The sequence below is a fragment of the Mesorhizobium sp. WSM4833 genome (genome assembly GCF_055811095.1).
In genome coordinates this window covers 366,486-391,240 of the sequence record NZ_JBVVQG010000008.1, presented here as the reverse complement: position 1 = coordinate 391,240, position 24,755 = coordinate 366,486, and the positions used below count along the sequence as shown (strand labels likewise).

Annotated in this window: 23 protein-coding genes; 16 read left to right on the top strand and 7 right to left on the bottom strand. The window is 62.6% G+C overall.

Going from position 1 to position 24,755, the window contains the following annotated elements:
• Window positions 1-151 precede the first annotated feature (151 nt).
• The 8 genes from dusB (at window position 152) to hflX (ending at window position 10,286) form a co-directional block, all read left to right on the top strand.
• Window positions 152-1,180 (top strand): tRNA dihydrouridine synthase DusB, encoded by a 1,029-nt coding sequence (gene dusB / locus AC0L2D_RS19050; RefSeq protein ID WP_473541915.1) that lies wholly within the window; start codon window positions 152-154, stop codon window positions 1,178-1,180.
• The gene (locus AC0L2D_RS19045; protein WP_013531493.1) at window positions 1,177-2,319 is read left to right on the top strand and encodes a two-component system sensor histidine kinase NtrB; all 1,143 of its coding nucleotides are present in this window, start codon (window positions 1,177-1,179) and stop codon (window positions 2,317-2,319) included. The genes dusB and AC0L2D_RS19045 overlap by 4 nt, the downstream gene beginning before the upstream one ends.
• Entirely contained in the window at window positions 2,316-3,776 is a 1,461-nt protein-coding gene (gene ntrC, locus AC0L2D_RS19040; RefSeq protein ID WP_013531494.1) for a nitrogen regulation protein NR(I), read from the top strand. Before AC0L2D_RS19045 ends, ntrC begins: the two co-directional genes overlap by 4 nt.
• A gap of 128 nt (window positions 3,777-3,904) precedes the next feature.
• Entirely contained in the window at window positions 3,905-6,190 is a 2,286-nt protein-coding gene (locus tag AC0L2D_RS19035; RefSeq protein WP_224620970.1) for a sensor histidine kinase NtrY-like, read from the top strand.
• Window positions 6,180-7,541, top strand: a complete 1,362-nt coding sequence (gene ntrX, locus AC0L2D_RS19030) for a nitrogen assimilation response regulator NtrX (RefSeq protein ID WP_013531496.1) — start codon at window positions 6,180-6,182, stop codon at window positions 7,539-7,541. The genes AC0L2D_RS19035 and ntrX overlap by 11 nt, the downstream gene beginning before the upstream one ends.
• A 98-nt stretch (window positions 7,542-7,639) precedes the next feature.
• Complete coding sequence (locus AC0L2D_RS19025) at window positions 7,640-8,503, top strand: D-amino-acid transaminase (RefSeq protein WP_027163475.1); 864 nt, start codon at window positions 7,640-7,642, stop codon at window positions 8,501-8,503.
• Between the two features lie 145 nt (window positions 8,504-8,648).
• A complete protein-coding gene (hfq, locus tag AC0L2D_RS19020; RefSeq protein WP_006202172.1) occupies window positions 8,649-8,894 on the top strand; it encodes an RNA chaperone Hfq in 246 nt (81 codons plus the stop codon).
• Complete coding sequence (gene hflX, locus AC0L2D_RS19015; protein ID WP_473541912.1) at window positions 8,895-10,286, top strand: GTPase HflX; 1,392 nt, start codon at window positions 8,895-8,897, stop codon at window positions 10,284-10,286. It begins immediately after the preceding gene.
• Between the two features lie 63 nt (window positions 10,287-10,349).
• Here hflX and mazG read toward each other — a convergent pair whose 3' ends face one another.
• From mazG to cyoA, 7 genes are all read right to left on the bottom strand, one after another.
• Window positions 10,350-11,174, bottom strand: a complete 825-nt coding sequence (gene mazG, locus AC0L2D_RS19010) for a nucleoside triphosphate pyrophosphohydrolase (protein WP_027163477.1) — start codon at window positions 11,172-11,174, stop codon at window positions 10,350-10,352.
• 80 nt (window positions 11,175-11,254) lie between these two features.
• Window positions 11,255-12,439, bottom strand: a complete 1,185-nt coding sequence (locus AC0L2D_RS19005; RefSeq protein ID WP_024505198.1) for an amino acid aminotransferase — start codon at window positions 12,437-12,439, stop codon at window positions 11,255-11,257.
• A 244-nt stretch (window positions 12,440-12,683) separates the two neighbouring features.
• On the bottom strand, window positions 12,684-13,391 hold the full coding sequence (locus AC0L2D_RS19000) for an SURF1 family protein (protein ID WP_032809458.1): 708 nt from the start codon (window positions 13,389-13,391) through the stop codon (window positions 12,684-12,686).
• 96 nt (window positions 13,392-13,487) lie between these two features.
• A complete protein-coding gene (gene cyoD / locus AC0L2D_RS18995; protein ID WP_013531503.1) occupies window positions 13,488-13,868 on the bottom strand; it encodes a cytochrome o ubiquinol oxidase subunit IV in 381 nt (126 codons plus the stop codon).
• The gene (cyoC, locus tag AC0L2D_RS18990; protein ID WP_013531504.1) at window positions 13,865-14,491 is read right to left on the bottom strand and encodes a cytochrome o ubiquinol oxidase subunit III; all 627 of its coding nucleotides are present in this window, start codon (window positions 14,489-14,491) and stop codon (window positions 13,865-13,867) included. Before cyoC ends, cyoD begins: the two co-directional genes overlap by 4 nt.
• A 5-nt stretch (window positions 14,492-14,496) precedes the next feature.
• A complete protein-coding gene (gene cyoB, locus AC0L2D_RS18985; protein ID WP_024505201.1) occupies window positions 14,497-16,509 on the bottom strand; it encodes a cytochrome o ubiquinol oxidase subunit I in 2,013 nt (670 codons plus the stop codon).
• Between the two features lie 15 nt (window positions 16,510-16,524).
• A complete protein-coding gene (gene cyoA / locus AC0L2D_RS18980) occupies window positions 16,525-17,694 on the bottom strand; it encodes a ubiquinol oxidase subunit II (protein ID WP_027163479.1) in 1,170 nt (389 codons plus the stop codon).
• Window positions 17,695-17,860: 166 nt separating this feature from the next.
• On the opposite strand from cyoA, the gene AC0L2D_RS18975 reads away from it, so the two are divergent.
• The 8 genes from AC0L2D_RS18975 to AC0L2D_RS18940 all read left to right on the top strand — a co-directional run bounded on the left by AC0L2D_RS18975 (window position 17,861) and on the right by AC0L2D_RS18940 (window position 24,732).
• On the top strand, window positions 17,861-19,174 hold the full coding sequence (locus AC0L2D_RS18975) for an MFS transporter (protein ID WP_024505203.1): 1,314 nt from the start codon (window positions 17,861-17,863) through the stop codon (window positions 19,172-19,174).
• A 38-nt stretch (window positions 19,175-19,212) separates the two neighbouring features.
• The gene (locus AC0L2D_RS18970; RefSeq protein WP_063168039.1) at window positions 19,213-20,493 is read left to right on the top strand and encodes an ATP-binding protein; all 1,281 of its coding nucleotides are present in this window, start codon (window positions 19,213-19,215) and stop codon (window positions 20,491-20,493) included.
• The gene (locus AC0L2D_RS18965) at window positions 20,483-21,016 is read left to right on the top strand and encodes a response regulator transcription factor (protein WP_024505205.1); all 534 of its coding nucleotides are present in this window, start codon (window positions 20,483-20,485) and stop codon (window positions 21,014-21,016) included. The genes AC0L2D_RS18970 and AC0L2D_RS18965 overlap by 11 nt, the downstream gene beginning before the upstream one ends.
• 157 nt (window positions 21,017-21,173) lie before the next feature.
• Window positions 21,174-21,689 (top strand): sigma-70 family RNA polymerase sigma factor, encoded by a 516-nt coding sequence (locus tag AC0L2D_RS18960; RefSeq protein WP_174299063.1) that lies wholly within the window; start codon window positions 21,174-21,176, stop codon window positions 21,687-21,689.
• A complete protein-coding gene (locus AC0L2D_RS18955; protein ID WP_473541907.1) occupies window positions 21,686-22,459 on the top strand; it encodes an anti-sigma factor family protein in 774 nt (257 codons plus the stop codon). Before AC0L2D_RS18960 ends, AC0L2D_RS18955 begins: the two co-directional genes overlap by 4 nt.
• Window positions 22,460-22,482: 23 nt before the next feature.
• Window positions 22,483-23,199: a Bax inhibitor-1/YccA family protein gene (locus AC0L2D_RS18950; protein WP_473541905.1), complete on the top strand. Its 717-nt coding sequence runs from the start codon at window positions 22,483-22,485 to the stop codon at window positions 23,197-23,199.
• 167 nt (window positions 23,200-23,366) lie between these two features.
• The gene (locus tag AC0L2D_RS18945) at window positions 23,367-24,272 is read left to right on the top strand and encodes an aldose 1-epimerase family protein (protein ID WP_473541903.1); all 906 of its coding nucleotides are present in this window, start codon (window positions 23,367-23,369) and stop codon (window positions 24,270-24,272) included.
• Window positions 24,262-24,732 carry a hypothetical protein gene (locus AC0L2D_RS18940; RefSeq protein WP_027163485.1) on the top strand — a complete coding sequence of 157 codons (471 nt, stop codon included), beginning with the start codon at window positions 24,262-24,264 and terminating at the stop codon, window positions 24,730-24,732. Before AC0L2D_RS18945 ends, AC0L2D_RS18940 begins: the two co-directional genes overlap by 11 nt.
• Window positions 24,733-24,755: the final 23 nt, after the last annotated feature.

Genomic DNA, 24,755 nt, shown 5'->3' with positions numbered 1-24,755 from the left:
GTCCCACGGGGCGCGCGGCGCTTTGGCCACACCCGATCCCGAAGGCCAGCATTTTCCCAATTGCGCCTTAATGTGGCGTCATTCCGCGTTGCACATTGCGGCCGATATGGCTAGAGAATGTGCAACGAATGAAGATGCTTGGTTTTTGTGCATGGTTAATTTGACCAAATTGGCCGCGCCGCTTAACGTCGGCGGCGTGAAACTCCGCAATCGCGTGTTCCTCGCGCCGATGTCGGGCATTACGGACGAGCCGTTCCGGCAGCGTGCCCACGCGCATGGAGCGGGCCTGGTCGTGTCCGAAATGGTTGCCAGCGGCGAGCTCGCCAAGGGCAGGGCCGGTTTCAACCTGCGCATACGCCACTCCGGCCTGCCCGTCCATATGGTTCAGCTTGCAGGCCGCGAGGCGGTGCACATGGCCGAAGGTGCCAGAATCGCCGCCGGCGAGGGCGCCGACATTATCGACATCAACATGGGATGCCCGGCCAAGAAGGTCACTGGCGGCTACGCTGGTTCGGCATTGATGCTGGATCTCGACCACGCACTGTCGCTGATCCACGCCGTTGTCGGCGCGGTCGAGGTGCCAGTGACGGTCAAGATGCGGCTTGGCTGGGACGAAGGCGCGCTCAACGCGCCGATGCTGGCGCGGCGCGCCGAGCAGGCCGGTGTCAGCATGGTGACCGTGCACGGCCGAACGCGCTGCCAGTTCTATCAGGGCAAGGCCGACTGGCGCGCCATCGCCCGCGTCAAGGAAGCCGTGTCCATCCCGGTCGTCGCCAATGGTGACGTCTCTTCGCCGGCGGAAGCGGCCGACATTCTCGATCAATCGGGTGCCGACGCCGTGATGATCGGCCGTGCCCATTATGGCGCGCCCTGGATCGCAGGTGGCATTGCGGCCGCAGCGACAGGCGAAGCGACGCCAAATATTCCACAGAACCCGACGGCGCTCGCCGATTACATCGTGGCCCATTATGAGGACATGCTGGCGCTCTACGGCGCCGAAAGCGGCCTGCGCCAGGCGCGCAAGCATCTCGGCTGGTATCTTGATCGGCATGCAGGCGGCGTCGCCGACGACAGCCGAAAGGCCGTACTGACCGCATTCGAGCCCGCGCGCGTCATTGCCTTGCTGCGCGATGTGTTTTCGCGCGATCCGCAACCTTTGACCCTGCGGAGTGCCGCATGAACGCCGCCGCCGGCCAAGGCGCTGAAATGGCGGATGCCGCCCAGATCGTGCTCAACACCATCCGCCGCCCGGTGATCATGATCAGCGAGGAAGGCTTCATCACCTTTGCCAACGCCGACGCGGAGGACTTCTTTCGTTCAAGCGCGACCATGCTCGCCCGCAACACGCTGTCAAAACTCATTCCCTTCGGCAGCCCGCTGCTGACGCTGGTCGACCAGGTGCGCGAGCGCCTGGCACCGGTCAACGAGTATCGCGTCGACGTGTCGTCGCCGCGTCTCGGCATCGAGAAGGTCGTCGATCTCTATGTGGCGCCGGTACCGGAATTTCCGGGCTCGGTGGTGGTTATGTTCCAGGAACGGTCGATGGCCGACAAGATCGACCGGCAGATGACGCATCGCGGCGCAGCGCGCTCGGTCACCGGCCTGGCCGCGATGCTTGCCCATGAGATCAAGAACCCGCTCTCCGGCATCCGCGGCGCTGCCCAGTTGCTGGAACTGTCGGCTTCCGACGAAGACCGTGCGCTGACGCGGCTGATCACCGACGAGACCGACCGCATCGTGTCGCTGGTCGATCGCATGGAGGTGTTTTCCGACGAGCGGCCGATCGACCGCTACCCCGTCAACATCCATGTCGTGCTCGACCATGTGAAGGCCATTGCCAAGAACGGTTTTGCCAAGAGAATCAAGATATTGGAGGACTATGATCCTTCGTTGCCTCCGGTGTTTGCCAACCGCGACCAGTTGATCCAGGTGTTCCTCAACCTGGTCAAGAACGCCGCCGAGGCGATCGGCAGTGACCCGCAGGGCGAGATCGTGCTGTCGACCGCCTTCCGGCCAGGCATCCGTGTTTCCGTTCCGGGCACGCAGGACCGCGTGTCGCTGCCGCTGGAATTTTGCGTGCGTGACAATGGCTCCGGCGTCTCGGAAGACATCCTGCCGATCCTGTTCGACCCGTTCATCACCACCAAGCCGAACGGCTCGGGGCTGGGGCTGGCGCTGGTCGCCAAAATCGTCGGCGAACATGGCGGCATCATCGAATGCGAATCGACGCCGCGCGGGACCACATTCCGCATCCTGATGCCGGCCTGGAAAGAAGCGCCATACGGCGCCGATGAAGACGGTGAAGGAGACCGCAAATGACCGTTCGCGGCAATATTCTCGTCGCCGACGACGATGCGGCGATCCGCACTGTCCTCAACCAGGCGCTTTCGCGCGTCGGCCACGAGGTGCGCGTCACCTCCAATGCTTCGACTTTGTGGCGCTGGGTGGCGGCGGGCGAGGGCGATCTTGTCATCACCGATGTGGTGATGCCGGACGAAAACGCCTTCGACATGCTGCCGCGCATCAAGAAGGCGAGGCCGGAACTGCCGGTCATCGTCATGAGCGCCCAGAACACCTTCATGACGGCGATCCGCGCGTCTGAAACCGGCGCCTATGAGTATCTGCCCAAGCCGTTCGACCTGACCGAACTGCTCAACATCGTCAACCGGGCGCTTTCCGAGCCGCGACGGCCGAAGATCGATGCGCGGCCGGAAGAGCAGCCCGATGCAATGCCGCTGGTCGGCCGTTCAGCCGCCATGCAGGACATCTACCGCATGCTGGCGCGCATGATGCAGACCGACCTGACGGTGATGATCTCGGGCGAATCCGGCACCGGCAAGGAACTGGTGGCGCGCGCGCTGCATGAATATGGCCGCCGCCGCGGCGGCCCCTTCGTCGCCATCAACATGGCGGCGATCCCGCGCGACCTGATCGAATCGGAACTGTTCGGTCACGAGAAGGGCGCCTTCACCGGCGCGCAGAACCGCTCGACCGGGCGCTTCGAGCAGGCTGAAGGCGGCACGCTGTTCCTCGATGAAATCGGCGACATGCCGATGGAAGCGCAGACGCGGCTGCTGCGCGTGCTCCAACAGGGCGAATACACGACGGTTGGCGGACGCACGCCGATCAAGACCGACGTGCGCATCGTCGCCGCCACCAACAAAGATCTGCGCACCCTGATCAACCAGGGGCTTTTTCGCGAGGATCTGTTCTATCGCCTCAACGTGGTGCCGCTCCGGCTGCCCGCGCTGCGTGAGCGCTCCGAGGATGTGCCCGACCTTGTCCGTCACTTCTTCAAGCTCGGCGAAATGGAAGGCCTGCAGACCAAGCGCATTTCTTCCGGCGGCATCGAGTTGATGAAGCGCTATCCGTGGCCGGGCAATGTGCGCGAACTGGAAAACCTGGTTCGCAGGCTCGCCGCGCTCTATTCGCAGGACGAGATTTCCGCCGAGGTCATTGAGGCCGAGCTCAAGACCGGCGAACGTCCCGTGGTGCCGGGTGGCGGCAACCTCATTCCCGACGATTTGTCGATCGGCCAGGCGGTCGAGCACTTCCTGCAACGCTATTTCGCCTCGTTTGCCGGCGATTTGCCACCTGCCGGGCTTTATCAACGCATCCTGTCCGAGGTCGAGTTTCCACTCGTCCTGGCCTCGATGACGGCAACCCGCGGCAACCAGATCAAGGCCGCGGAACTGCTTGGCTTGAACCGCAACACGCTGCGCAAGAAGATTCGCGAACTCGGCGTCAACGTCTACAAATCGTCGCGCCAGGGCTGAGCCTTGATCTGAGCCGCGCTCTTTTCAGGGGATCGGCTCGCGAAAGATTTCCGTCTCGGTCACACTTGTTGCATAATCGCCACAATGCGTTGCATACATCCGACGCAATCATGGCACTAGACGGCGACATGGCCCCGCAGGCACCGACAACAAACCAACCGCTTTTCAGCGAACCCGGCGCTCGTGACGGGCGCCGGCTGCTTGCGCTGCCAGGCGTGATCGCGGTCGTCGGCGCGCTGATGACGGCGGCGATCTCGTTCACCATTCTCGTTGGCGCCACGCCGATCACACCGAACGAGTCGACGACGCTGGCGTTGATTGCCCTCAACGCGGCTTTCGTCCTGATTCTTATCGCGCTGGTCGGGCGTGAGGTGCACCGCATCCTGATGGCGCGCCGGCATGGCAAGGCCGCTTCGCGGCTGCATGTGCGCATTGTCGCCATGTTCGCCCTGGTTGCCGCCATTCCGGCCATCATGGTGGCCATCATCGCGTCGATCACGCTCGACATCGGCCTCGACCGCTGGTTCGAGATCCGCACCAAGACGATCGTCAATTCGTCGCTGTCGATCGCCGACGCCTATGTTCAGGAAAATGCCCGCAACCTGCAGGGTACGACACTGTCCATGGCCTATGATCTCGATGCGTCGCGCACACTCTACGGCCTTGATCGTACCGGCTTTCTCGACCTGATGAACAAGGAAGCCGTGGGCCGTTCGCTGGCCCATGCGGCGCTGATCAAACCTGACGGCTCTTTCGTCATGAGCGCCAAGACCGACACGGATTTTGCCATGCCTGAGCCGCCGGAAGGCGCCGTGGCCAGCGCTGCCGACGGCAAACCGGTGCTGATCGAACCGAAAACGCGCAACATCATGGGCGCCATCGTCAAGCTGCGCGAGATCGAAGGGCTCTATCTCTATACCATTCGCCTCGTCGATCCCGAGGTCATCAAGGCGCGGCAGATCGTCAGGTCCAACACCGACGAATATCGGGGGCTGGAAGACAACCGCCGCACCTCGCAGGTGGCGTTCGCGCTGCCCTATCTTTCGCTGACGCTGATCATCATCCTGTCCGCGATCTGGACCGGCATTGCGGTCGCCGACCGTCTGGTGCGGCCCATTCGCCAGCTCATCGGCGCCGCCGACGAAGTGGCGACCGGCAATCTCGACGTAGCGGTTCCGGTCAGGCCTTCGGATGGCGATGTCGCCTCGCTCGGCGATACGTTCAACAAGATGCTTCTCGAACTGAAATCGCAGCGCAACGAGATCCTGTCGGCCAAGGACCTGATCGACGAACGGCGCCGCTTCTCGGAAGCTGTGCTTGCCGGCGTTACCGCCGGCGTCATCGGCGTCGATCCCTACGGCATCGTCACCATCGTCAACCGCTCGGCCGAGGCGATGCTGGCCATATCCGCCAGCGCAGCCCTTGGGCAGAACCTTTCCGCCGTGCTGCCGCATGTCGGCCGCGTCTTCGAAATCGGCCGCAAGTCCGGCAAACCCGTCTATCGCGAGCAGGTGACCTTCTACCGCGCCGGCGCCGAGCGGACCTTCAACGTTCAGATCACCATCGAGGCCGGCGATGACGGCTCGGAGGAAAAGTCCTATGTCGTGACGGTTGACGACATCACCGACCTGGTCCAGGCGCAGCGCTCGTCGGCTTGGGCGGATGTGGCGCGGCGTATCGCCCACGAGATCAAGAACCCGCTGACGCCGATCCAGCTCTCGGCCGAACGCATCAAGCGCCGCTATGGCAAGGTGATTACCGAGGACCGCGAGGTTTTCGACCAGTGCACCGACACCATCATTCGTCAGGTTGAGGATATCGGCCGTATGGTCGACGAATTCTCGGCGTTCGCGCGCATGCCGAAGCCCGAGATGAAGGCCATAGATCTGCGCGAATCGCTGCGCGAGGCCTCGTTCCTGGTCGAGGTCAGCCGCGCCGACATCACTTTCGAGCGGATCTTCGGCAGCGAGCCGCTGAAGGGCACGTTCGACAGCCGGCTGATGGCGCAGGCTTTCGGCAATGTGATCAAGAACGCCGCCGAGGCAATCGACGGATTGGAACAGAAGGACGGTTCGCACGGCATAATCCGGATTCAGGCCGGGCGCCAGAATGGTGCGATTCGAATCGACGTCATCGACAATGGCAAAGGCCTGCCGCGCGAGAATCGCCAACGGCTGCTCGAGCCCTACATGACCACACGCGAGAAGGGCACCGGGCTTGGCCTCGCTATCGTCAAGAAGATCGTGGAGGACCATGGTGGCAGGCTGGAACTACACGATGCTCCAGCGGACTTCCACGATGGGCGCGGCGCGATGATCAGCATCATCCTGCCGCCTGCGGCCGCAACGGCTCCGCGCGGCGAAAGCAGGGCGGAAAACGAAAGAGAAACTGAAAAGGTCGGTAATGGCGTCTGATATTCTCATCGTCGATGACGAGGAAGACATCCGTGAACTCGTCGCGGGCATACTGAGCGACGAAGGTCACGAAACCCGCACCGCATTCGATGCCGACAGTGCGCTCGCTGCTATAGCTGATCGCGCGCCGCGGCTGATTTTCCTCGACATCTGGCTGCAGGGCTCGCGTCTCGACGGGCTGGCGCTGCTCGACGAGATCAAGACGATGCATCCGACCTTGCCGGTGGTGATGATTTCCGGCCACGGCAACATCGAAACGGCGGTCTCCGCCATCCGTCGCGGCGCCTATGACTTCATCGAAAAACCGTTCAAGGCCGACAGGCTGATCCTTATTGCCGAACGTGCGCTCGAGACCTCGAAATTGCGGCGCGAGGTTTCCGACCTCAAGCTGCGCAGCGGTGAAACCTTCGATCTGATCGGCATGTCGTCGGCGATGAGCCAGTTGCGTCAGACCATCGAACGCGTCGCGCCGACCAACAGCCGCGTGATGATCATCGGCCCGTCTGGCTCGGGCAAGGAACTGGCCGCGCGCGCCATCCACACGCTGTCGGCGCGCAAGGGCGCGCCTTTCGTGACGCTGAGCGCCGCCAACATCACGCCCGAGCGTATGGAGATCGAACTGTTCGGCACCGAATCGAATGGCGTCGAGCGCAAGGTCGGCGCGCTCGAGGAGGCCCATCGCGGCATCCTCTACATCGACGAGGTGGCCGACATGCCGCGCGAGACGCAGAACAAGATCCTGCGCGTGCTGGTCGAACAACAGTTCGAGCGGGTAGGGGGAACCAAGCGGGTCAAGGTCGATGTCCGCATCATCTCCTCGACCTCGCAGAACCTCGAAGCGATGATTGCCGACGGTCGTTTCCGCGAGGATCTTTACCATCGCCTGGCGGTGGTTCCGGTCATCGTCCCGGGACTGGCCGAGCGGCGAGAGGATATTCCCTACCTCGTCGACAACTTCATGAAGCAGATCGCCCGCCAGGCCGGCATCAAGCCGCGCCGCATCGGCGACGACGCGCTGGCCGTTCTGCAGGCTCACAACTGGCCGGGCAACGTTCGCCAGCTGCGCAATAATGTCGAGCGCCTGATGATCCTGGCGCGCGGCGACGACGTCGATGCGCCGATCACCGCTGATCTGTTGCCGGCCGAGATCGGCGATGTCATGCCGCGCACCCCGAATCAATCCGACCAACACATCATGGCGCTGCCGCTCCGCGAAGCGCGTGAGCAGTTCGAGAAGGATTACCTGATCGCCCAGATCAACCGGTTCGGCGGCAACATCTCGAAGACCGCCGAGTTCATCGGCATGGAGCGCTCCGCTCTGCATCGCAAGCTGAAGTCCCTGGGCGTCTAAGCGCGACGTCCGACCAGCCGCGCGTGGTCCAACCATTTGCCGGTTACGCCCGCGGTGGAATCGCATAAGAAAGCCCGAGAATTTCTGAGGGGTCGCCAATGCCGCGCATTGCCTATGTCAACGGGCGCTATGTCACGCACGCCGACGCTGCCGTGCATATCGAGGATCGCGGCTATCAGTTCGCCGACGGTGTCTATGAGGTCTGCGAAGTGGCGCGTGGCTTCATCGTCGACATGCCGCGCCACCTGGCCCGGCTGAACCGTTCGCTGACCGAATTGTCGATCGCCTGGCCGGTCACCTCTCACGTGCTGCCGCTCATTCTGCGTGAGGTGGTCAATCGCAACCACGTCGCCAATGGCCTGGTCTACGTGCAGGTGACGCGCGGCGTGGCCAGCCGCGACTTCGTCTTCCCTTCCGCCGACACCAAGCCTTCGCTGGTGGTAACCGCCAGGAAGGCCGATCCTGCCGCTGGTGCAAAGCGAGCCGAGACAGGCATCGCGGTCATTACCGTGCCGGAGAACCGCTGGGACAGGGTCGACATCAAGACTGTCGGGCTGCTGCCCAATGTCTTGGCCAAGCAGAAGGCAAAGGAAGCCGGTGCGCAGGAAGCCTGGTTCGTCGACACCGAAGGTAACGTCAAGGAAGGCGGCTCGTCCAACGCCTGGATCGTCACCAGGGACGGCGTTCTGGTCACCAGGCCGGCCGAGCATGGCATCCTGCGCGGCATCACCCGCACGACCATGTTCGAAGTGGCCGCCAAGCTTGGCCTGAAGATCGAGGAGCGCGGCTTTTCCGTCGCCGAGGCCAAGACGGCACGCGAGGCGTTCATCAGTTCCGCAACGACGATCGCCATGCCGGTGGTGACCATCGATGGCGACACGGTCGCCAATGGGCACCCCGGCTCAATAACACTTTCGTTGCGGCAAGCCTTTTTTGACATTGCGGAAAAAAGTCCAGCCTGATAACCGCACAGGTGGAATGAACATCAATATATCTCGTTCTGCTTGTCGTTACTGACGACAAGACGGTGTTTGCGAGCTTGACATGCGCCCGTTAATTTGGCGCATTGGCTTGCAAACCGAAGGGGATCGGCGAAAGACAAGAACAATGGCGGAACGATCGCAAAACCTTCAGGACCTGTTCCTGAATTCAGTTCGCAAGAGCAAGAACCCGCTCACCATCTTCCTCATCAACGGCGTGAAGCTGACCGGCGTGGTCACTTCGTTCGACAATTTCTGTGTCCTGCTGCGCCGCGATGGTCACTCCCAGCTCGTCTACAAGCACGCCATTTCCACGATCATGCCGAGCCAGCCGGTTCAGATGTTCGATGGCGAGGAAAGCCAGGGCGCCTGATTGGCACGTGAGAAAGACGCGGACGCCACCGTTCGCGGGAAACCAGCGCATCACCCCGGGACTGAGGCCAAGGGCCCGACCCGGGCCGTGGTCATTGTGCCCGTCCTTACCCGCCACCAGCGCAACGACGACGAGACCAACCGCCCGCGGCTGATGCGTTCGGCTGATGCGCGTCACGACGAGGCCGTTGGCCTTGCCCGCGCCATCAACCTTGATCTGATTCACACCGCGGTGGTGACCGTCAACGATCCGCGCCCGGCGACGCTGGTCGGCAGCGGCAAGGTCGCCGAGTTCGCGGAAATCGTCAAAGAGGGACATGCGGAAGTGGTCGTCGTCGACCATCCGCTGACCCCGGTGCAGCAGCGCAATCTCGAGAAAGAGCTGAACGCCAAGGTGCTGGACCGCACCGGGCTGATCCTCGAAATCTTTGGCGAGCGCGCGCGCACCAAGGAAGGCACGCTGCAGGTCGAGCTCGCCCATCTCAACTACCAGAAGGGCCGCCTCGTGCGTAGCTGGACCCATTTGGAGCGTCAGCGCGGCGGCGCCGGATTCCTTGGGGGCCCCGGCGAAACACAGATCGAATCCGACCGGCGGCAGTTGCAGGAAAAGATCATCAAGCTGAAGCAAGAGCTGGAAACGGTGCGGCGCACGCGCGACCTGCACCGCGCCAAGCGCAGGAAGGTGCCGTTCCCGGTGGTGGCGATCGTCGGCTACACCAATGCCGGGAAGTCGACGCTGTTCAACCGGCTGACCGGGGCGGATGTGCTGGCACAGGACATGCTGTTCGCCACGCTCGACCCGACGCTGCGCCGCGTGCGCCTGCCACATGGCACGCCGATCATCCTCTCCGACACGGTCGGCTTCATTTCGGACCTGCCGACACATCTGATCGCGGCTTTCCGCGCCACCCTGGAAGAGGTGGTCGAAGCCGATCTCGTGCTTCATCTGCGCGACATTTCCGATCCGGACACGGCCGCCCAGGCCGAGGATGTCGAGCGTATCCTTGCAGATCTTGGCGTTGACGCTGGTGATGCCAAGCGGGTGATCGAAGTGTGGAACAAGATCGACCGGCTCGACGAAGGCAACCGGACCCGACTGCTTGCAGACGGCGCCGATGCCAACAAGGCGCCGCCGATTGCGGTGTCGGCGGTGACCGGCGAGGGCATCGATGCGCTGAAGGCGATCATCGAAACGCGCATGGCGGGCGAACTCGAAGACCTCACCGTGACGATCGAGCCGGCACAGTTCGGCCTTGTCGACTGGCTTTACCGCAATGGCGATGTGGTTTCGCGAAGCGACAATGACGACGGCAGCGCCACCATCTCGCTGAAGGCCACGCAAAGCGCGCGCGAAGAGATCGAAAGCAGATTGCGTCGTAAAAACAACGGATAATCCGGAGCAGTTCCAGGAAAAGTGTATAGCGGCTTTCCGTCGGGAGTTGCCCGAAAAGAGAGACTACTTCGCAGTCTTTGCTTCCTGCCAGAGCGCTTCCATCTCGGCCAGATCAGCCTTGTCCAGCGTGTTGCCGCCTTTCTCCAAAGCCTGCTCGACATAATGGAAACGTGAGCGGAATTTCTCGTTGGTGCCGCTCAGCGCTGCTTCCGAATCGAGCTTGAGGTGGCGACCGAGATTGACGACGGCAAACAGCATGTCGCCGAACTCGTCCTTGATCGAGGCGGTGTCGCCCTTGGCCAGCGCCTCGCGCAATTCGCCGATCTCTTCCTCGATCTTGTCGAGGATGGGCGCTGCCTCGCTCCAGTCGAAGCCGACGCGGGCGGCCTTCTCCTGAAGTTTCAGCGCCCGGGTCAGCGCGGGCAGGGCGACCGGCACGCTGTCCAGAAACCCCTTGCCATTGTCTTCGGGATCGAGACCGCGCGCGAGGCGGGCGCTTCGTTTCTCTGCCTTCTCTTCTGCCTTGATCTTTTCCCACATGCCCTTGGCCATGCCGGCGCTGCGGGCCTTTTCGTCGCCGAAGACATGCGGATGGCGTCGGATCATTTTCGTCGTGATGGCTTGCACCACATCGGGGAAGGCAAACTCGCCGGCCTCCTCGGCCATTTGCGCGTGGTAGACGACCTGCAGCAGCAGATCGCCGAGTTCGTCGCGCAGATCGTCGAGGTCGCCGCGCGCGATGGCATCCGCGACCTCATAGGCCTCTTCGATCGTGTAGGGCGCGATGGTCGAGAAATCCTGTTCGATATCCCAGGGACAGCCGGTCTTCGGCGCCCGCAGCGCCGCCATGATCTCGATCAGGCGCGAAATGTCTTTCGATGGCGTCATAGGGCTGATGCTATCGCGCGGCCGGCCGCGCGGCCAACGCTGTCAGCCGGCGAGAGTGCCTTGTCCACAGGCGAGCCACGTCAGTCGAGCACAGAAACGATCGCCTTGGCGAGCTCGTCCATGCCGTCTTCGGGCAGGCCGGCGACATTGATGCGGCTGTCGCCGACCATGTAGACGCCGTGCTCGGCGCGCAGCCGTTCGACTTGCGCTTCGGTGAGGCCAAGGCGGGAGAACATGCCGCGATGGCTGGCGACGAAATCGAAGCGGTCGGAATTGGATTGCCGGCGCAGGGCTTCGGCGAACTGGACACGGAGTCTCAGCATGCGCAGCCGCATCTCTTCAAGCTCGGCTTCCCAGTCTGCACGCAAGGCGGCGTCCTCCAGCACGATGCGTACGGCTGCTGCCCCGTGGTCCGGCGGCATCGAATACATGGCGCGCGCCGCCGACAGCATCTGGCTCATCGCCACATCTGCCTGTGCGCCGTCCTTGGCCAGGATCATTGCTGCGCCGACGCGGTCGCGGTAGACGGCGAAATTCTTCGAGCAGCTCGACGCGACGACCATTTCCGGAACTTTCGCCGCCAGCAGGCGCAAGCCGAGGGCGTCGGCCTCAAGGCCATCGCCAAAGCCCTGATAAGCGATGTCGACGAACGGCAGCAGCGCGCGCTCGACGACCAGATCGGTAACGGCTGCCCACTGTGCCGCATCCAGATTGGCGCCGGTTGGGTTGTGGCAGCAGCCATGCAGCAGCACGACGTCGCCGCTCTTTGCGGTCCGCAGGGCCGCCAGCATGTCGTCGAAGCGAACAGCACCCGACGCGGCGTCGAAATACGGGTATTCACGGATCTGCAGGCCGGCGGCGCGCATCACCGGCATGTGGTTCGGCCAGGTCGGGTCCGACAGCCAGATGGTTGCGTCCGAACGCGTCCGCTTCAGCAATTCCGCCACCAGCCGCAGCGCGCCGGAGCCGCCAGGCGCCTGTGCGGCGCGGATGCGCGTCATGTCGGCGCCCGGACCGAAGGCGAGCTTGGCCATCACCGTGTTGAAGCCGGTATCGCCGGCAAGGCCGAGATAGGTCTTGGTGTCCTGGGCCTGCAGCAGGCGCTTTTCCGCCTCGCGCACGGCGCGCATAACCGGCGTCTTGCCGTCGCGATCCTTGTAGACGCCGACGCCGAGGTCGACTTTGTCGGGACGCGGGTCGGCGCGATAAAGGCCGATCAGGGCGAGGATCTTGTCGGCGGGGGCGGGCTGCAGGGTCTCAAACATCGATAGGGCTCCAATGGCGGCGGAGTGATACGCAAATCGGTCGCGTTTCGCCAGCGGTTTTAGCTAGGTGCTCCAGCCCGAGACGGCTGGGAAGCCTGCCCTGCGCGCTCATGGATAAGGGTTGAGGGGAAACCCATTGATGCGCGTCGGAAATGACCAGCCGGCACGAGCAGAGCGATCACGCCATCCTCTGCGCCGGCATGAGCGCTTCCGTGTGTAATTTCGGCTTTGCCTCGGCCAGCGGTCAGCCCCCGCCGGGCCTGTCTTTCACAGCCTGCCGCAACAGACAGGCGACCGCGCCCAGCACCATCAAGGCCAGTCCGAACCATGTCAGGGCATAGACCAGATGGTTGTTGTGGAACGAAACGACCGTCAGGCCGCCGACCGGCCACCCTCCCGGATTGGGCGTGGCATCGGCATCGATGAAATAAGGAGCGACCTGCCCGACGCCTTGCTTGGCGGCGATCGCCTGTACATCGCGCGAATACCAGCGGTTGGCAGCCGGATCGTTGGTGCGCAGGAAGCCGCCTTTCGGTTCGCTGATGCGCAACAGGCCGTGAATTCCGGTGTGATCGCCCGAGGGCTTGCCTGCGAGGCGGGTTGCCGGATCGCGCTTGTCCGTCGGCACGAAGCCCCTGTTCACCAGAATCGTGAAGCCATCATCCGCTCGGAACGGCGCCATTACCCAGAAGCCACCGCCGAGATCGGTGACCGCCTGGACCAGGGTCTCGCGATCACCGAGAAACCGGCCCGTGACGACGAGGCGGCGATACTCGTCATCCCTGGCGTTGATCGCTGGCCAGGCCGAAGGCGCCGGGGCGGCCACGGGTACTGCCTTGAGACGCTGGTCGACACGCTCGATCAGGTCGAGCTTCCAGACGCGGCGCTCCAGCTGCCAGATACCGAGCGCCGAGAACCCTGCGATGCCGATGGCTCCGCAAAGGCAAAGCATCAATAGCGTCCATCTCGAACGCGTAACCCTTTGGCCGTCGGCTGTAGTCGGATGCGGTGTCGTCCGCGCCTGTTCGTCCAAAGTCAGGTCCCGCTCTCAGGGTATCTGACTCATGTCATGGCCGGGCATCATGTTGACGTTCAGATGGTACATGACCCAGAGCGAGCCCGTCAGCGCGATCATCACCAGGATGAGGGTGAAGATCAGCGCCATCATGGTCCAGCCGCTCTCCGACCTGGTGTTCATATGCAGGAAGAACACCATGTGGACGATGATTTGCACGACGGCGAAGGCCATGATGGCAATCGCCGACGCCATCTGATTGCCGAGCGCGTTGGTCATGACCAGCCAGAAGGGAACGGCGGTCAGCACGACGGACAGGCCGAAGCCTGTCAGATAGCCGGCCAGCGAGCCGTGATTGACGCCGTGATGCGCGTGGCTGTGGTTGCTGGTGTCTGTTTGGTGCCCGGCGCTCATCGCAACATTCCCATCAGATAAACGAAGGTGAAGACGCCGATCCAGATGACGTCGAGGAAGTGCCAGAACATGCTCAGGCACATCAGGCGCCGCTGGTTCGCGGCGATCAGCCCATGCCTGGAGACCTGCACCATCAGCACCACCAGCCAGACCAGGCCGAAGGTGACGTGCAGGCCATGTGTTCCGACCAGCGTGAAGAACGACGAAAGAAAGCCGCTGCGCTGCGGCGTCGCCCCCTCGTGGATGAAATGGGCGAATTCGTAGAGTTCGATGCCGAGAAAGGCGAGGCCGAACAGGCCGGTGATCACCAGCCACACCTGCATCGGCCTCACTCGCCCTTTCGCCATCTCCAGCATCGCGAAGCCGTAGGTGATGGAGGACAGGAGCAGCATGGTGGTGTTGAGCGCGACCAGCGGAAGATCGAACAGGTCCTTCGGCGCGGGCCCGGCGGCGTAGTTGCCACCGAGCACGCCGTAGACTGCAAACAGCATCGCAAAGATGAGGCAGTCGCTCATCAGGTAGATCCAGAAGCCGAGCATGGTGCTGCTGCCGCTCTCGGCATGGCCGTGGTCGTCTTCCAGGTGGAAGATCGTGTCGTCGATCACGGTGTCGGCGTGTGCCATGGTGCTCATCCCGCCTGGCTGGTGGCTGCGAGCAGGCGTGTCCGCTCGTCCTCGACGCGGGTGACGTCGCTGGACGGAATGTGGAAGTCCCGGTCGTAATTGAAGGTATGCGCGATGGCGTAGCCGATCAGAGCAACGAAGCTCACGATCGCCAGCCACCAGATGTACCAGATGAGCGCCACGGCAAGCACCACGCTCAACCCAGCCAGAATGACGCCGGCTCCGGTGTTGCGCGGCATGTGGATGTCGTGGAAGCCCGTCAACGGACGCTGGTAACCGCGATTCTTCATGTCCGCCCAGGTGTCGAGATCGTGGACGACCGGCGTAAAGGCGAAATTGTAGGCCGGGGGCGGCGACGAGGTTGCCCATTCGAGTGTACGCCCGTCCCACGGATCACCGGTGTCGTCGCGAAGCTGCTCGCGCCGGCGCACGCTGACGAAGATCTGGATGAGGAAGGACAGGATACCAAGCAGGATCAGGAAGGCGCCAAAAGCGGCGATGATGAACCAGATCTGCAGCGAGGGATCCTCGAAGGTGCGTAGCCGGCGCGTTACGCCCATCAGGCCGAGGATGTACAGCGGCATGAAGGCGAACCAGAAGCCGACCACCCAGAACCAGAAGGACATCTTTCCCCAGAACGGATCGAGCCGGAAGCCGAATGCCTTGGGGAACCAGTAGCTGATACCGGCAAACAGGCCGAACAGCACGCCGCCGATGATGACGTTGTGGAAATGCGCGACCAGGAACAGGCTGTTGTGGAGCACGAAGTCGGCCGGCGGAACCGCGAGCAGCACGCCGGTCATGCCGCCGACAGTGAAGGTCAGCATGAAGGCGACTGTCCACATCATCGGCAGTTCGAAGCGGATGCGGCCGCGGTACATGGTGAACAGCCAGTTGAATATCTTGGCGCCTGTCGGGATCGAAATGATCATCGTGGTGATGCCGAAGAACGAGTTGACGCTCGCTCCCGACCCCATGGTGAAAAAGTGATGCAGCCAGACGAGATAGGACAGGATGGTGATGACGATGGTGGCGTAGACCATCGAGGTGTAGCCAAAGAGCCGCTTGCCGCAGAAGGCCGAGGTCACTTCGGAAAATATGCCGAAGGCCGGCAGGATCAGGATGTAGACCTCGGGGTGGCCCCAGATCCAGATCAGGTTCACGTACATCATCGGATTGCCGCCGAAGTCGTTCGTGAAGAAGTTGGTGCCGACATAGCGGTCGAGAGCCAGCAGGGCCAGCACCGCCGTCAGCACCGGGAAGGCGGCGACGATGAGCACATTTGTGCAGAGCGCGGTCCAGGTGAAGATCGGCATTCTCATCATGGTCATGCCAGGCGCGCGCATCTTGACGATGGTGCAGACCAGGTTCACGCCCGACAGCAGCGTGCCGACGCCCGCCACTTGCAGCGCCCAGATATAATAATCGACACCGACATCGGGACTGTAGCCGATACCCGACAGCGGCGGGTAGGCGAGCCAGCCGGTGCGCGCGAATTCGCCGACGAACAGCGACATCATGACGATGACCGCGCCGCCGACCGTCATCCAGAAGCTGAAATTGTTGAGGAACGGAAACGACACGTCGCGCGCGCCGATCTGCAGCGGGACGACGAAATTCATCAGGCCCGTCACCAGCGGCATCGCCACGAAGAAGATCATGATGACGCCGTGCGCGGTGAAGATCTGGTCATAATGATGCGAATTGAGATAGCCTTCCGAACCGCCGAAGGCCATCGCCTGCTGGAGCCGCATCATGATGGCGTCGCTGAAGCCGCGCAGCAGCATGACGATGCCGAGCACCATGTACATCACACCGATGCGCTTGTGGTCGACGCTGGTGAACCATTCGCGCCACAGATAGCCCCAGAGCTTGAAATAGGTCAGCGCGCCGACGAGGGCGATGCCGCCCAGCGCGACGACTATGAAGGTCGCGACCACGATGGGCTCGTGCAGCGGCAGCGACTCGAGCGTAAGCCGGCCGAAGATCGCCTTGAGAAGAGCAGGATTGTCGAACATGTCTTGCGTGGCGCCTCAGGAGTTGAAGGGCGACCGAAGCGTGCCGGTTGCGGAAGGTGACGGCAGTCGGATCGACAGGGGCAGTGGCCGTTGCAGACCAGCGCCGACTATCGGCGTCGAGGTCATCGGCGTGGCGGATTGATCAGCCTTCGAAGCGGCCAGTGCTTCTTCGGTCGTGCATATGCTGGCGACATAGGATGGGGCAGGGCCGAATATCGTGCCGCGCCGGGCGAACTTGTCATACAGCAGCGGAAGCGTGTTGCGGATGCCGGCCATTCCCAGACCGCCCTTGGCATCGATCTGCGACATCTCGCTCATGCACATCTTGCCGGGCTCGACGCACATATTGAGGATCGCCTTGTAGAGATCGCTATCCACCGCCGCATAGTGGCGCACGGGTTGGTTCTCGCTGGGCTGTTCGAGCTCCAGATAGCCGTTTCGGTCGAGCTTGCCGCCGCTGTCCTTTGCCTTCGCGATCCATGCCTGGAAACCGGCATCGTCGAGGCCGTGGAACGCGAAGCGCATTCCCGAGAAGCCGGCGCCGCTGTAATTGGCAGAGAACCCTTCATAGTCGCCGGACTTGTTGATGACGGCGTGCAGCCTGGTTTCCATACCCGGCATCGCATAGATCTGGCCGGCCAGTGCTGGAATGTAGAAGGAGTTCATCACCGATGCGGAGGTGATGCGAAAGCTGATCGGCCGGTCGACCGGCGCAGCCAGTTCGTTGACCACGGCGACGCCGTATTCCGGATAAATGAACAGCCATTTCCAGTCGAGCGCGACGACTTCGACCTCAAGCGGGCGCACGTCCGGCGGCAGCGGCTTGCCGGCCGCTACACGTCCGATCGGACGATAGGGGTCGAGCAGGTGGGTGCCCATCCAGGTCACTGCGCCCAGGCAGATGATGATCAGAAGCGGCACAGCCCAAATGACGAGTTCGAGATGGGTCGAGTGGTCCCAATCCGGCTCGTAACGCGCCTCGCGGTTGGACTGGCGGTATCGCCAGGCAAAGAATATGGTGAGAGCCATCACCGGTATGATGACGATCAGCATCAGTGCCGTGGACACCATCAGCAGGTCGCGCTGCTGCTCGGCGACGTCGCCGGCAGGGTTCAGGACGACCATGCTGCAGGAGCCGAGCGATGCCAGCAGGGGCAGCAGGAAAAGGGTACGAAGACGGCTCAATGTATGACCTGTCGGTTGTTCCCCCCAGTGCTAACCGTACCGCGGCGATGAAGGCATTGGACAATTTGTCCAATGCCGCAATGACGCGGCAGGCGTCATCAAAGCATCTGGCCCGCGCACATGGCAAGCGATCGTATGAGACCGCGGCGGGGCGACGGAGAATGCTGTGAGCCCAACTTCGAAGATCGAAGCCGACGCAAGACGGATCAATGCGCGGCATCATGAGGTGAAGCCCGGCGAAATCGCCGTTGGCGTCATCATCGGCAGGACGTCGGAATTCTTCGACTTCTTCGTCTACGCGATCGCTTCCGTCATCGTTTTCCCCAAGCTCGTATTTCCATATGCCGACCCGTTGACCGGCACGCTCTACTCCTTCGCCATCTTCGCGCTTGCCTTCATCGCGCGGCCGATCGGGACGGCGATCTTCACCGCGCTCGACCGCGCCTACGGACGCAGCGCCAAGCTCACCATCGCGCTGTTCCTGCTGGGGACCTCGACCGTGTCGATCGCCTTCGTGCCCGGTTACGACCAGATCGGCCCGGCTTCGGCCTGGCTGCTGGCCATGTTCCGGATCGGTCAGGGACTGGCGCTGGGCGGGACATGGGACGGACTTGCCTCGCTGCTGGCGTTGAATGCCCCCGAAAAGCGTCGCGGCTGGTATGCGATGATCCCGCAGCTGGGCGCGCCACTCGGGCTCATCGTCGCCAGTGCCCTGTTTGCATATTTCGTCGGCAATCTGTCGGCTGAAGACTTCTTCAGCTGGGGTTGGCGCTACCCGTTCTTCGTCGCCTTCGCCATCAACGTCGTCGCCCTGTTCGCGCGGCTGCGCATCGTGGTGACGCCGGAATACACCAAACTGTTCGAAGGCCAGGAACTGGAGCCGACTTCCGTCCGCGAGACGTTGCGCGCCGAAGGGCGCACTGTCGTGCTCGGCGCTTTCGCGCCGCTGGCGAGCTTCGCCCTGTTCCACATGGTGACGGTGTTTCCTCTGTCCTGGATATTCCTGTTCACGCGCGAGGGACCGGCACGGTTCCTGGTCATCGAGACGATCGGAGCCTTCTTCGGCCTGGCGGCAATCGCGATCTCGGGCGTCGTTGCCGACCGGGTCGGGCGCTGGCCCTTGCTTGGAGGCTCGGCGGTGGCCATTGCCGTGTTCAGCGGTTTCGCGCCACAGCTGCTCGATGGCGGCTTCGTCGGAGAGTCCGTCTTCATGGTGTTGGGCTTCGTCCTGCTCGGCCTGTCGTTCGGCCAGTCTTCGGGAGCACTCGCCTCGAATTTTTCAAAGAACTACCGCTATACAGGTGCTGCGCTGACCTCGGATCTCGCCTGGCTGTTCGGCGCCGGCTTCGCCCCCATTGTCGCCCTGTTCCTGTCCGCCCATTTCGGGCTGATCTCGTCAGGCGCCTATCTGCTGTCGGGAGCGCTATGCACGCTGCTGGCGCTGCGGCTCAACCAGCGCCTGGATCGGACTCCCGCTTGAGTGACCTGCTTGGCCAGGGCTGGGGACCTCCCGGCCCAATGACGCTGCACGACAAGACCAACAAGCAGAATTTTCTGCTTCTGATCCAACTGCGCTGGATCGCGGTCGGCGGTCAGATCGTGACGATCCTGTTCGTCCGCTACGCGCTTGGCATCGGGCTGCCGCTGGTGCCGATGGCAGTGGTGATCCTGCTGCTGATCGCTCTCAACGTCGCCAGCCTGCGCCGGCACAGCAGCCAGGACGCGATCACCAACACCGAGCTGTTTCTTGGACTGCTGCTCGACGTCACCGCGTTGACGGTCCAGCTTTACCTGAGCGGCGGCGCGTCCAATCCCTTCATTTCGCTTTACCTGCTCCAGGTCATCCTGGGCGCGGTACTGCTGGAGACATGGTCGGTCTGGGCGCTTGTCCTCATTGCAAGCACGTGCTTCATCGCGCTAACCACCTTCTACCGTGAGATCAGCCTGCCCGCCGCACACGGTGCCGGGCTGTTCAGCCTGCACATTCAGGGCATGTTCATCTGTTTCGTCCTGGCGGCAACGCTTCTGGTGCTGTTCATCACCAGGGTCCAGAACAACATTCGCACCCGCGACGCTCATCTTGCGGATTTGCGCCAGCAATCGGCGGAGGAGGCTCACATCGTCAGGATGGGCCTGCTCGCCTCTGGCGCCGCGCATGAGCTCGGCACGCCGCTGGCTACGCTTTCCGTCATCCTCAACGACTGGCAGCGCATGCCGGTTCTCGAGGCCGATCCGGATCTGGCGCAGGAAATCCGGGAGATGCAGGGCCAGTTGGACCGTTGCAAGAAGATCGTTTCGGGAATCCTGATGTCGTCGGGCGAATTGCGCGGCGAAGGCACGGTTCGCACCTCCGTCGATGCCTTTCTGGCGGAGCTGGTGGCCGAATGGAAGTCGACACGGCTGCCGCAAGGTTTCGAATACACCAGGCGTTTCGGCGCCAACCAGGAGATCGTCTCCGATCCCGCGCTCAAACAGGTGATGTTCAATGTACTGGACAACGCACTTGAAGCGTCGCCTCTATGGGTCGGTTTGATCGTCAGCCGCCACGCGGACGATCTCATCATCGAAGTTGTCGACGCGGGACCGGGATTTGAAGAAGCCATGCTTGCTGAATTCGGCAAGCCCTACACGTCGACCAAGAACCGGCCAGGTAGCGGGCTCGGCCTGTTTCTGGTCGTCAATGTCATCCGCAAGTTGGGGGGCAGCGTCACCGTAAGAAACAGAACCGAGGGGGGAGCTTCGGTTACGTTGCATCTGCCGCTGGCTGCTCTGTCTCCGCGAGGGCACAATGCCGACTAAACGCACGCTGCTGATCGTCGAGGACGACATCGCCTTTGCCAACGCACTGCGCCGGTCTTTCGAACGGCGTGATTACGAAACGCATAGCTGCCGGAGCGTCGACGGCGTGCAGGCGCTGATCGGCACCGTTGCCTTCCAATATGCCGTCGTCGATCTCAAGCTTGCCAGCGGCTCGGGCCTTGAGTGCGTCAGGGCGCTGCACGAACACGATCCTGAAATGCGGATCGTCGTGTTGACCGGCTTTGCCAGCATCGCCACCGCTGTCGAGGCGATCAAGCTCGGCGCCTGCCAGTATCTCGCCAAGCCCGCCAATACAGACGACATTGAAGCGGCTTTCGGCCAGGTCGAGGGCAATGCTTCGGTGCCGCTCGCCGAGCGGCCAACCTCGATAAAGAACCTCGAATGGGAGCGCATCCACGAGACGCTGGTGGAAGCCGACTTCAACATTTCCGAGACGGCACGACGGCTGGGCATGCACCGCCGGACGCTGGCGCGGAAGCTGGAGAAGAGGCGTGTGAAGTAGGCACGATCCACCGGGCATGGCACATCGTGGCGATGCCGATGATAAGATTGATGCCGGCATCAATCGTTGCATTCGAACGATGTCCTCCAAAGGAAAAAATTGGCAGGGCAGGGATTAAAATCCCCACATGCTCCGTAAACAGGACATGAAACCGCCGATGCCACGCTTTGACATCATAGGACAGCTCGGTTCGCTGCGCCGCTATGCGCGCTCGCTGACGCGCGACAGCACCGACGCCGAGGACCTTGTCCATGACGCGCTGGTGCGCGCTTATGAGCGGCGCAGCACCTTCCGCTCCGGCGGAAACCTGCGCGCGTGGCTGCTGTCGATCGTCCACAACACCTTCATCGACAGGATGCGGGCCCGCAAGTCCGAGGCGTCGCGCGTCGAACAGGCTGGATACCTGGCCGACGGCAGCACGCCGGCACCACAGGAACATTCGGTGCGCCTGGCGCAGGTGCGCCAGGCTTTTTTCAGCCTGCCCGAAGAACAGCGTTCAGCGCTGCACCTCGTCGCCATCGAAGGCCTCTCTTACCAGCAGGCCGCCGACGCCAGCGGCGTGCCGCTCGGCACGCTGATGTCGCGCATCGGCAGGGCGCGCGCCGCACTGCGCGAGATGGAGGAGCCGGCGAAGGCAAAAAACCACCTCAGGATCGTTGGAGGCCCTTCATGACCGCAACTGTCGATCCCGTGACGGATATCGACCTCGACGCCTATGTCGACGACCAGATCGACGTCGCCCGCCGCATCGAGGTGGAGGCATTCTTGTCCGCTCGCCCGGAGGCGGCGGCGCGCGTGATGTCGGATCTCAGGACCCGCGATGAACTGCGCGTGGCGCTTGCCGGCTCCAAAGGCATGGCACGGCCCGCGACCGCCGATGCCGCGCGGCGGCTGGAGAGGGGGCTTGCCCGCGGCCGCATCTTCGGTGTGCTGCAGCGCGCCGCGGTGGTTGCTGTCTTCGTCGCCGCCGGGTGGCTGGCGAACGGTATCATCGGGCCGATGTCGGTGACCAAGGTCGTCGCCTCGCCGCAGCCGCCCGCCTATGTCGACGACGCAGTGCGGGCCCACAGGACCACGCTGGTGCGCGAGAGCATGCCGTCGCAGCCCGAGGCGCCCAATTACAACGCCGGCGAGATTCGCGCCGCGACCGCCATCGTCATGCCGTCGCTGCCCAAGGACTGGAAGGTCCGCGATGTGCAGATCTATCCGTCCCGCTTTGGTCCGAGCGTCGAGATGGCGGTCGAGACGAAAGACATGGGGCTGGTGTCGCTGTTTGCGATCCGGCCTGGAACCTTCGACGTCGTCAAGCCAACGATCGCGCCCTCGGGCGACATTTCATCGGCCTATTTCCAGATCGGCGATGTGGCTTATGCGGTGGTCGGACGAAGCGAGGTCCACGACCTCGACCGCGCCGCAGAGACGCTCGCCAAGACGCTCTACTGATCGATCCACAAAGGAGAACGCAAATGAACACCCCCAATCTGGGATATCGCGTCGGCGCCGGCGCCCAAACCGGAGCCGTCTTCGACGAGGGCCTGCGCCAGCATATGCTGCGCGTCTACAACTACATGGGTGTCGGCCTGGTGGTCACCGGCCTCGTCGCCTTCATGATCTCGTCGACGCCGGCGCTCTACGTGCCGATCTTCTCCAGCCCGCTGAAATGGGTGGTGATGCTGGCACCGCTCGCCTTCGTCATGCTGTTCTCGTTCAAGATGCAGACCATGTCCGCGGCGAGTGCCCAGGCGATGTTCTGGGCCTTCTGCGCGGTCATGGGCCTCTCGCTCGCCTCGGTGTTCCTGGTGTTCACCGGAACCAGCATCGCGCGCACCTTCTTCATCGCAGCCACCATGTTCGGCGCCACCAGCCTGTACGGCTACACGACAAAGCGCAACCTGACCCAGTTCTCGTCGTTCCTGATCATGGGCCTGATCGGCGTGGTGATCGCCAGCATCGTCAACATCTTCCTCGGCTCGACCGCGCTGCAGTTCGCCATCTCGGTGATCGGCATCGCCGTGTTCATCGGCCTGACCGCCTGGGACACGCAGACGATCAAGGAACAGTATGCCGAGAATTTCGACGCGGAATCGCGCCAGAAACTTGCCGTCTTCGGCGCCTTCTCGCTCTATCTGAACTTCATCAACATCTTCCAGCTGCTGCTGAATTTCACCGGCGAACGCGAATAACGACTATCCGCTGTGGGCGGGTTATTGCTCTTGATGCGGAGAGGTGGCCGGAGGGAGATCCTCCGGCCACAATTCGTTCCTGCAGAACCAGGCTGCACCTTGAGTCCCGAAGCGCTTTTGCTAGTCTGCCCACCGCGCCGGCCTTTAACAACGACCCGCGAGGAAATGTGGCACAGGACAGCCAAACGCTTCATGGCGACGGTATCTCGGCGACCATCGTTGCGCAGGGCGCCGAACTGATTTCGCTGCAAGATGCGCACGGATTCGAATTCCTGTGGCAGGCGGGGCCGGAATGGCGGCGTCACTCGCCGGTGCTGTTCCCGATCGTAGGGCGGCTGGCGGGCGATCATCTGCGCCATCGCGGCCGGACCTATCCAATGACGCAGCACGGGTTCGCGCGCGACAAGCCGTTTGCCTGGGCGCGGAAGGGGCCGCGATCCTGCACGCTGGTGCTCACCGACGATGTCGACACCCGGGCGCGCTATCCGTTCGCCTTTCGGCTTGAAGTGACCTACACGCTGGTCCGCCAGCAGCTTGATGTGACTTTCGACATCACCAACACTGGTGATGAGCTCCTGCCGGCATCGATCGGGGCGCACCCGGCATTCAATTGGCCCTTGCAGCCGGATCAGGCCAAGACGGACTACCGGCTGATCTTTGCCGATGATGAGCCGGCGCCGATCCGCCGCCTTAAGGACGGACTGCTGCTGAAAACGCCGCAGCCGACGCCTGTCGAAGGCAACATACTCCCGCTCTCCGAGCGGTTGTTCGAGGAGGACGCCATGATCATGGACCAGCCCGCAAGCTCCAGCGTGCGTTATGCCCCCGAGCGTGGCCCGGCTCTGGAAATATCCTGGCAAGGGGTTCGGGAGTTGGGCGTCTGGTCAAAGCCGGGCGGCGCGCCGTTCCTTTGCATCGAACCCTGGCACGGCCTTGCAAGCCCGGTGGATTTCGATGGTGATTTTGTCGACAAACCAGGCCTGATGCTGATCGCGCCGGGTGCAAGTCGCGTGATGAGCTATCGGGTACGTCTGCTGCCAATAGCCAATTGGAGTGCGCTCAGTGAATTCTGAAACGATCGAGATCTACCATCCACGTGGTGTTTCAAATTTGGGCCAATGGGACATTGGTGGTCTCAAGCTCAAAGTCTATGGTCTCGTCGCAGACAACAAAAAGATCGACGAACCCATGGCGACTCTGGCGCAGTCATTCGTGCGACAGGAGGTTCTGCCGCGTGTGGCGGACGAGGGTGACGAGAATGGCATGGGCTTTGTGATCATTCATCCTGGTGAGCTCGGTGTGTCCATCTTAGCTCACTGGTGGATACAGGGTTCGGTGCTTTGTCAGCACATCTATCGGAAGCTGTATTCCGCAACCGAACCGATGGACACGGTTAAGAGACCTGTTATTGCCTGTGTTTGGGAATTGGCTCTGATGAATGCCGAGCAGGAAGCTTGGCGAAAAACGATGATGAAAGGCGAGCCCAATCCATTGGGATACATGGGCGCTTGGGCTGACTTCGAAGCTGCATAGAGGCTGCTCATGATCGACTATTG

Coding starts and splice junctions, on each gene's coding strand:
- dusB (WP_473541915.1), top strand. CDS start 152: ATGGTTAATTTGACCAAATTGGCCGCGCCGCTTAACGTCGGCGGCGTG.
- AC0L2D_RS19045 (WP_013531493.1), top strand. CDS start 1,177: ATGAACGCCGCCGCCGGCCAAGGCGCTGAAATGGCGGATGCCGCCCAG.
- ntrC (WP_013531494.1), top strand. CDS start 2,316: ATGACCGTTCGCGGCAATATTCTCGTCGCCGACGACGATGCGGCGATC.
- AC0L2D_RS19035 (WP_224620970.1), top strand. CDS start 3,905: ATGGCCCCGCAGGCACCGACAACAAACCAACCGCTTTTCAGCGAACCC.
- ntrX (WP_013531496.1), top strand. CDS start 6,180: ATGGCGTCTGATATTCTCATCGTCGATGACGAGGAAGACATCCGTGAA.
- AC0L2D_RS19025 (WP_027163475.1), top strand. CDS start 7,640: ATGCCGCGCATTGCCTATGTCAACGGGCGCTATGTCACGCACGCCGAC.
- hfq (WP_006202172.1), top strand. CDS start 8,649: ATGGCGGAACGATCGCAAAACCTTCAGGACCTGTTCCTGAATTCAGTT.
- mazG (WP_027163477.1), bottom strand. CDS start 11,174: ATGACGCCATCGAAAGACATTTCGCGCCTGATCGAGATCATGGCGGCG.
- AC0L2D_RS19005 (WP_024505198.1), bottom strand. CDS start 12,439: ATGTTTGAGACCCTGCAGCCCGCCCCCGCCGACAAGATCCTCGCCCTG.
- AC0L2D_RS19000 (WP_032809458.1), bottom strand. CDS start 13,391: ATGCTTTGCCTTTGCGGAGCCATCGGCATCGCAGGGTTCTCGGCGCTC.
- cyoD (WP_013531503.1), bottom strand. CDS start 13,868: ATGAGCGCCGGGCACCAAACAGACACCAGCAACCACAGCCACGCGCAT.
- cyoC (WP_013531504.1), bottom strand. CDS start 14,491: ATGGCACACGCCGACACCGTGATCGACGACACGATCTTCCACCTGGAA.
- cyoB (WP_024505201.1), bottom strand. CDS start 16,509: ATGTTCGACAATCCTGCTCTTCTCAAGGCGATCTTCGGCCGGCTTACG.
- AC0L2D_RS18970 (WP_063168039.1), top strand. CDS start 19,213: ATGACGCTGCACGACAAGACCAACAAGCAGAATTTTCTGCTTCTGATC.
- AC0L2D_RS18965 (WP_024505205.1), top strand. CDS start 20,483: ATGCCGACTAAACGCACGCTGCTGATCGTCGAGGACGACATCGCCTTT.
- AC0L2D_RS18960 (WP_174299063.1), top strand. CDS start 21,174: ATGCCACGCTTTGACATCATAGGACAGCTCGGTTCGCTGCGCCGCTAT.
- AC0L2D_RS18955 (WP_473541907.1), top strand. CDS start 21,686: ATGACCGCAACTGTCGATCCCGTGACGGATATCGACCTCGACGCCTAT.
- AC0L2D_RS18950 (WP_473541905.1), top strand. CDS start 22,483: ATGAACACCCCCAATCTGGGATATCGCGTCGGCGCCGGCGCCCAAACC.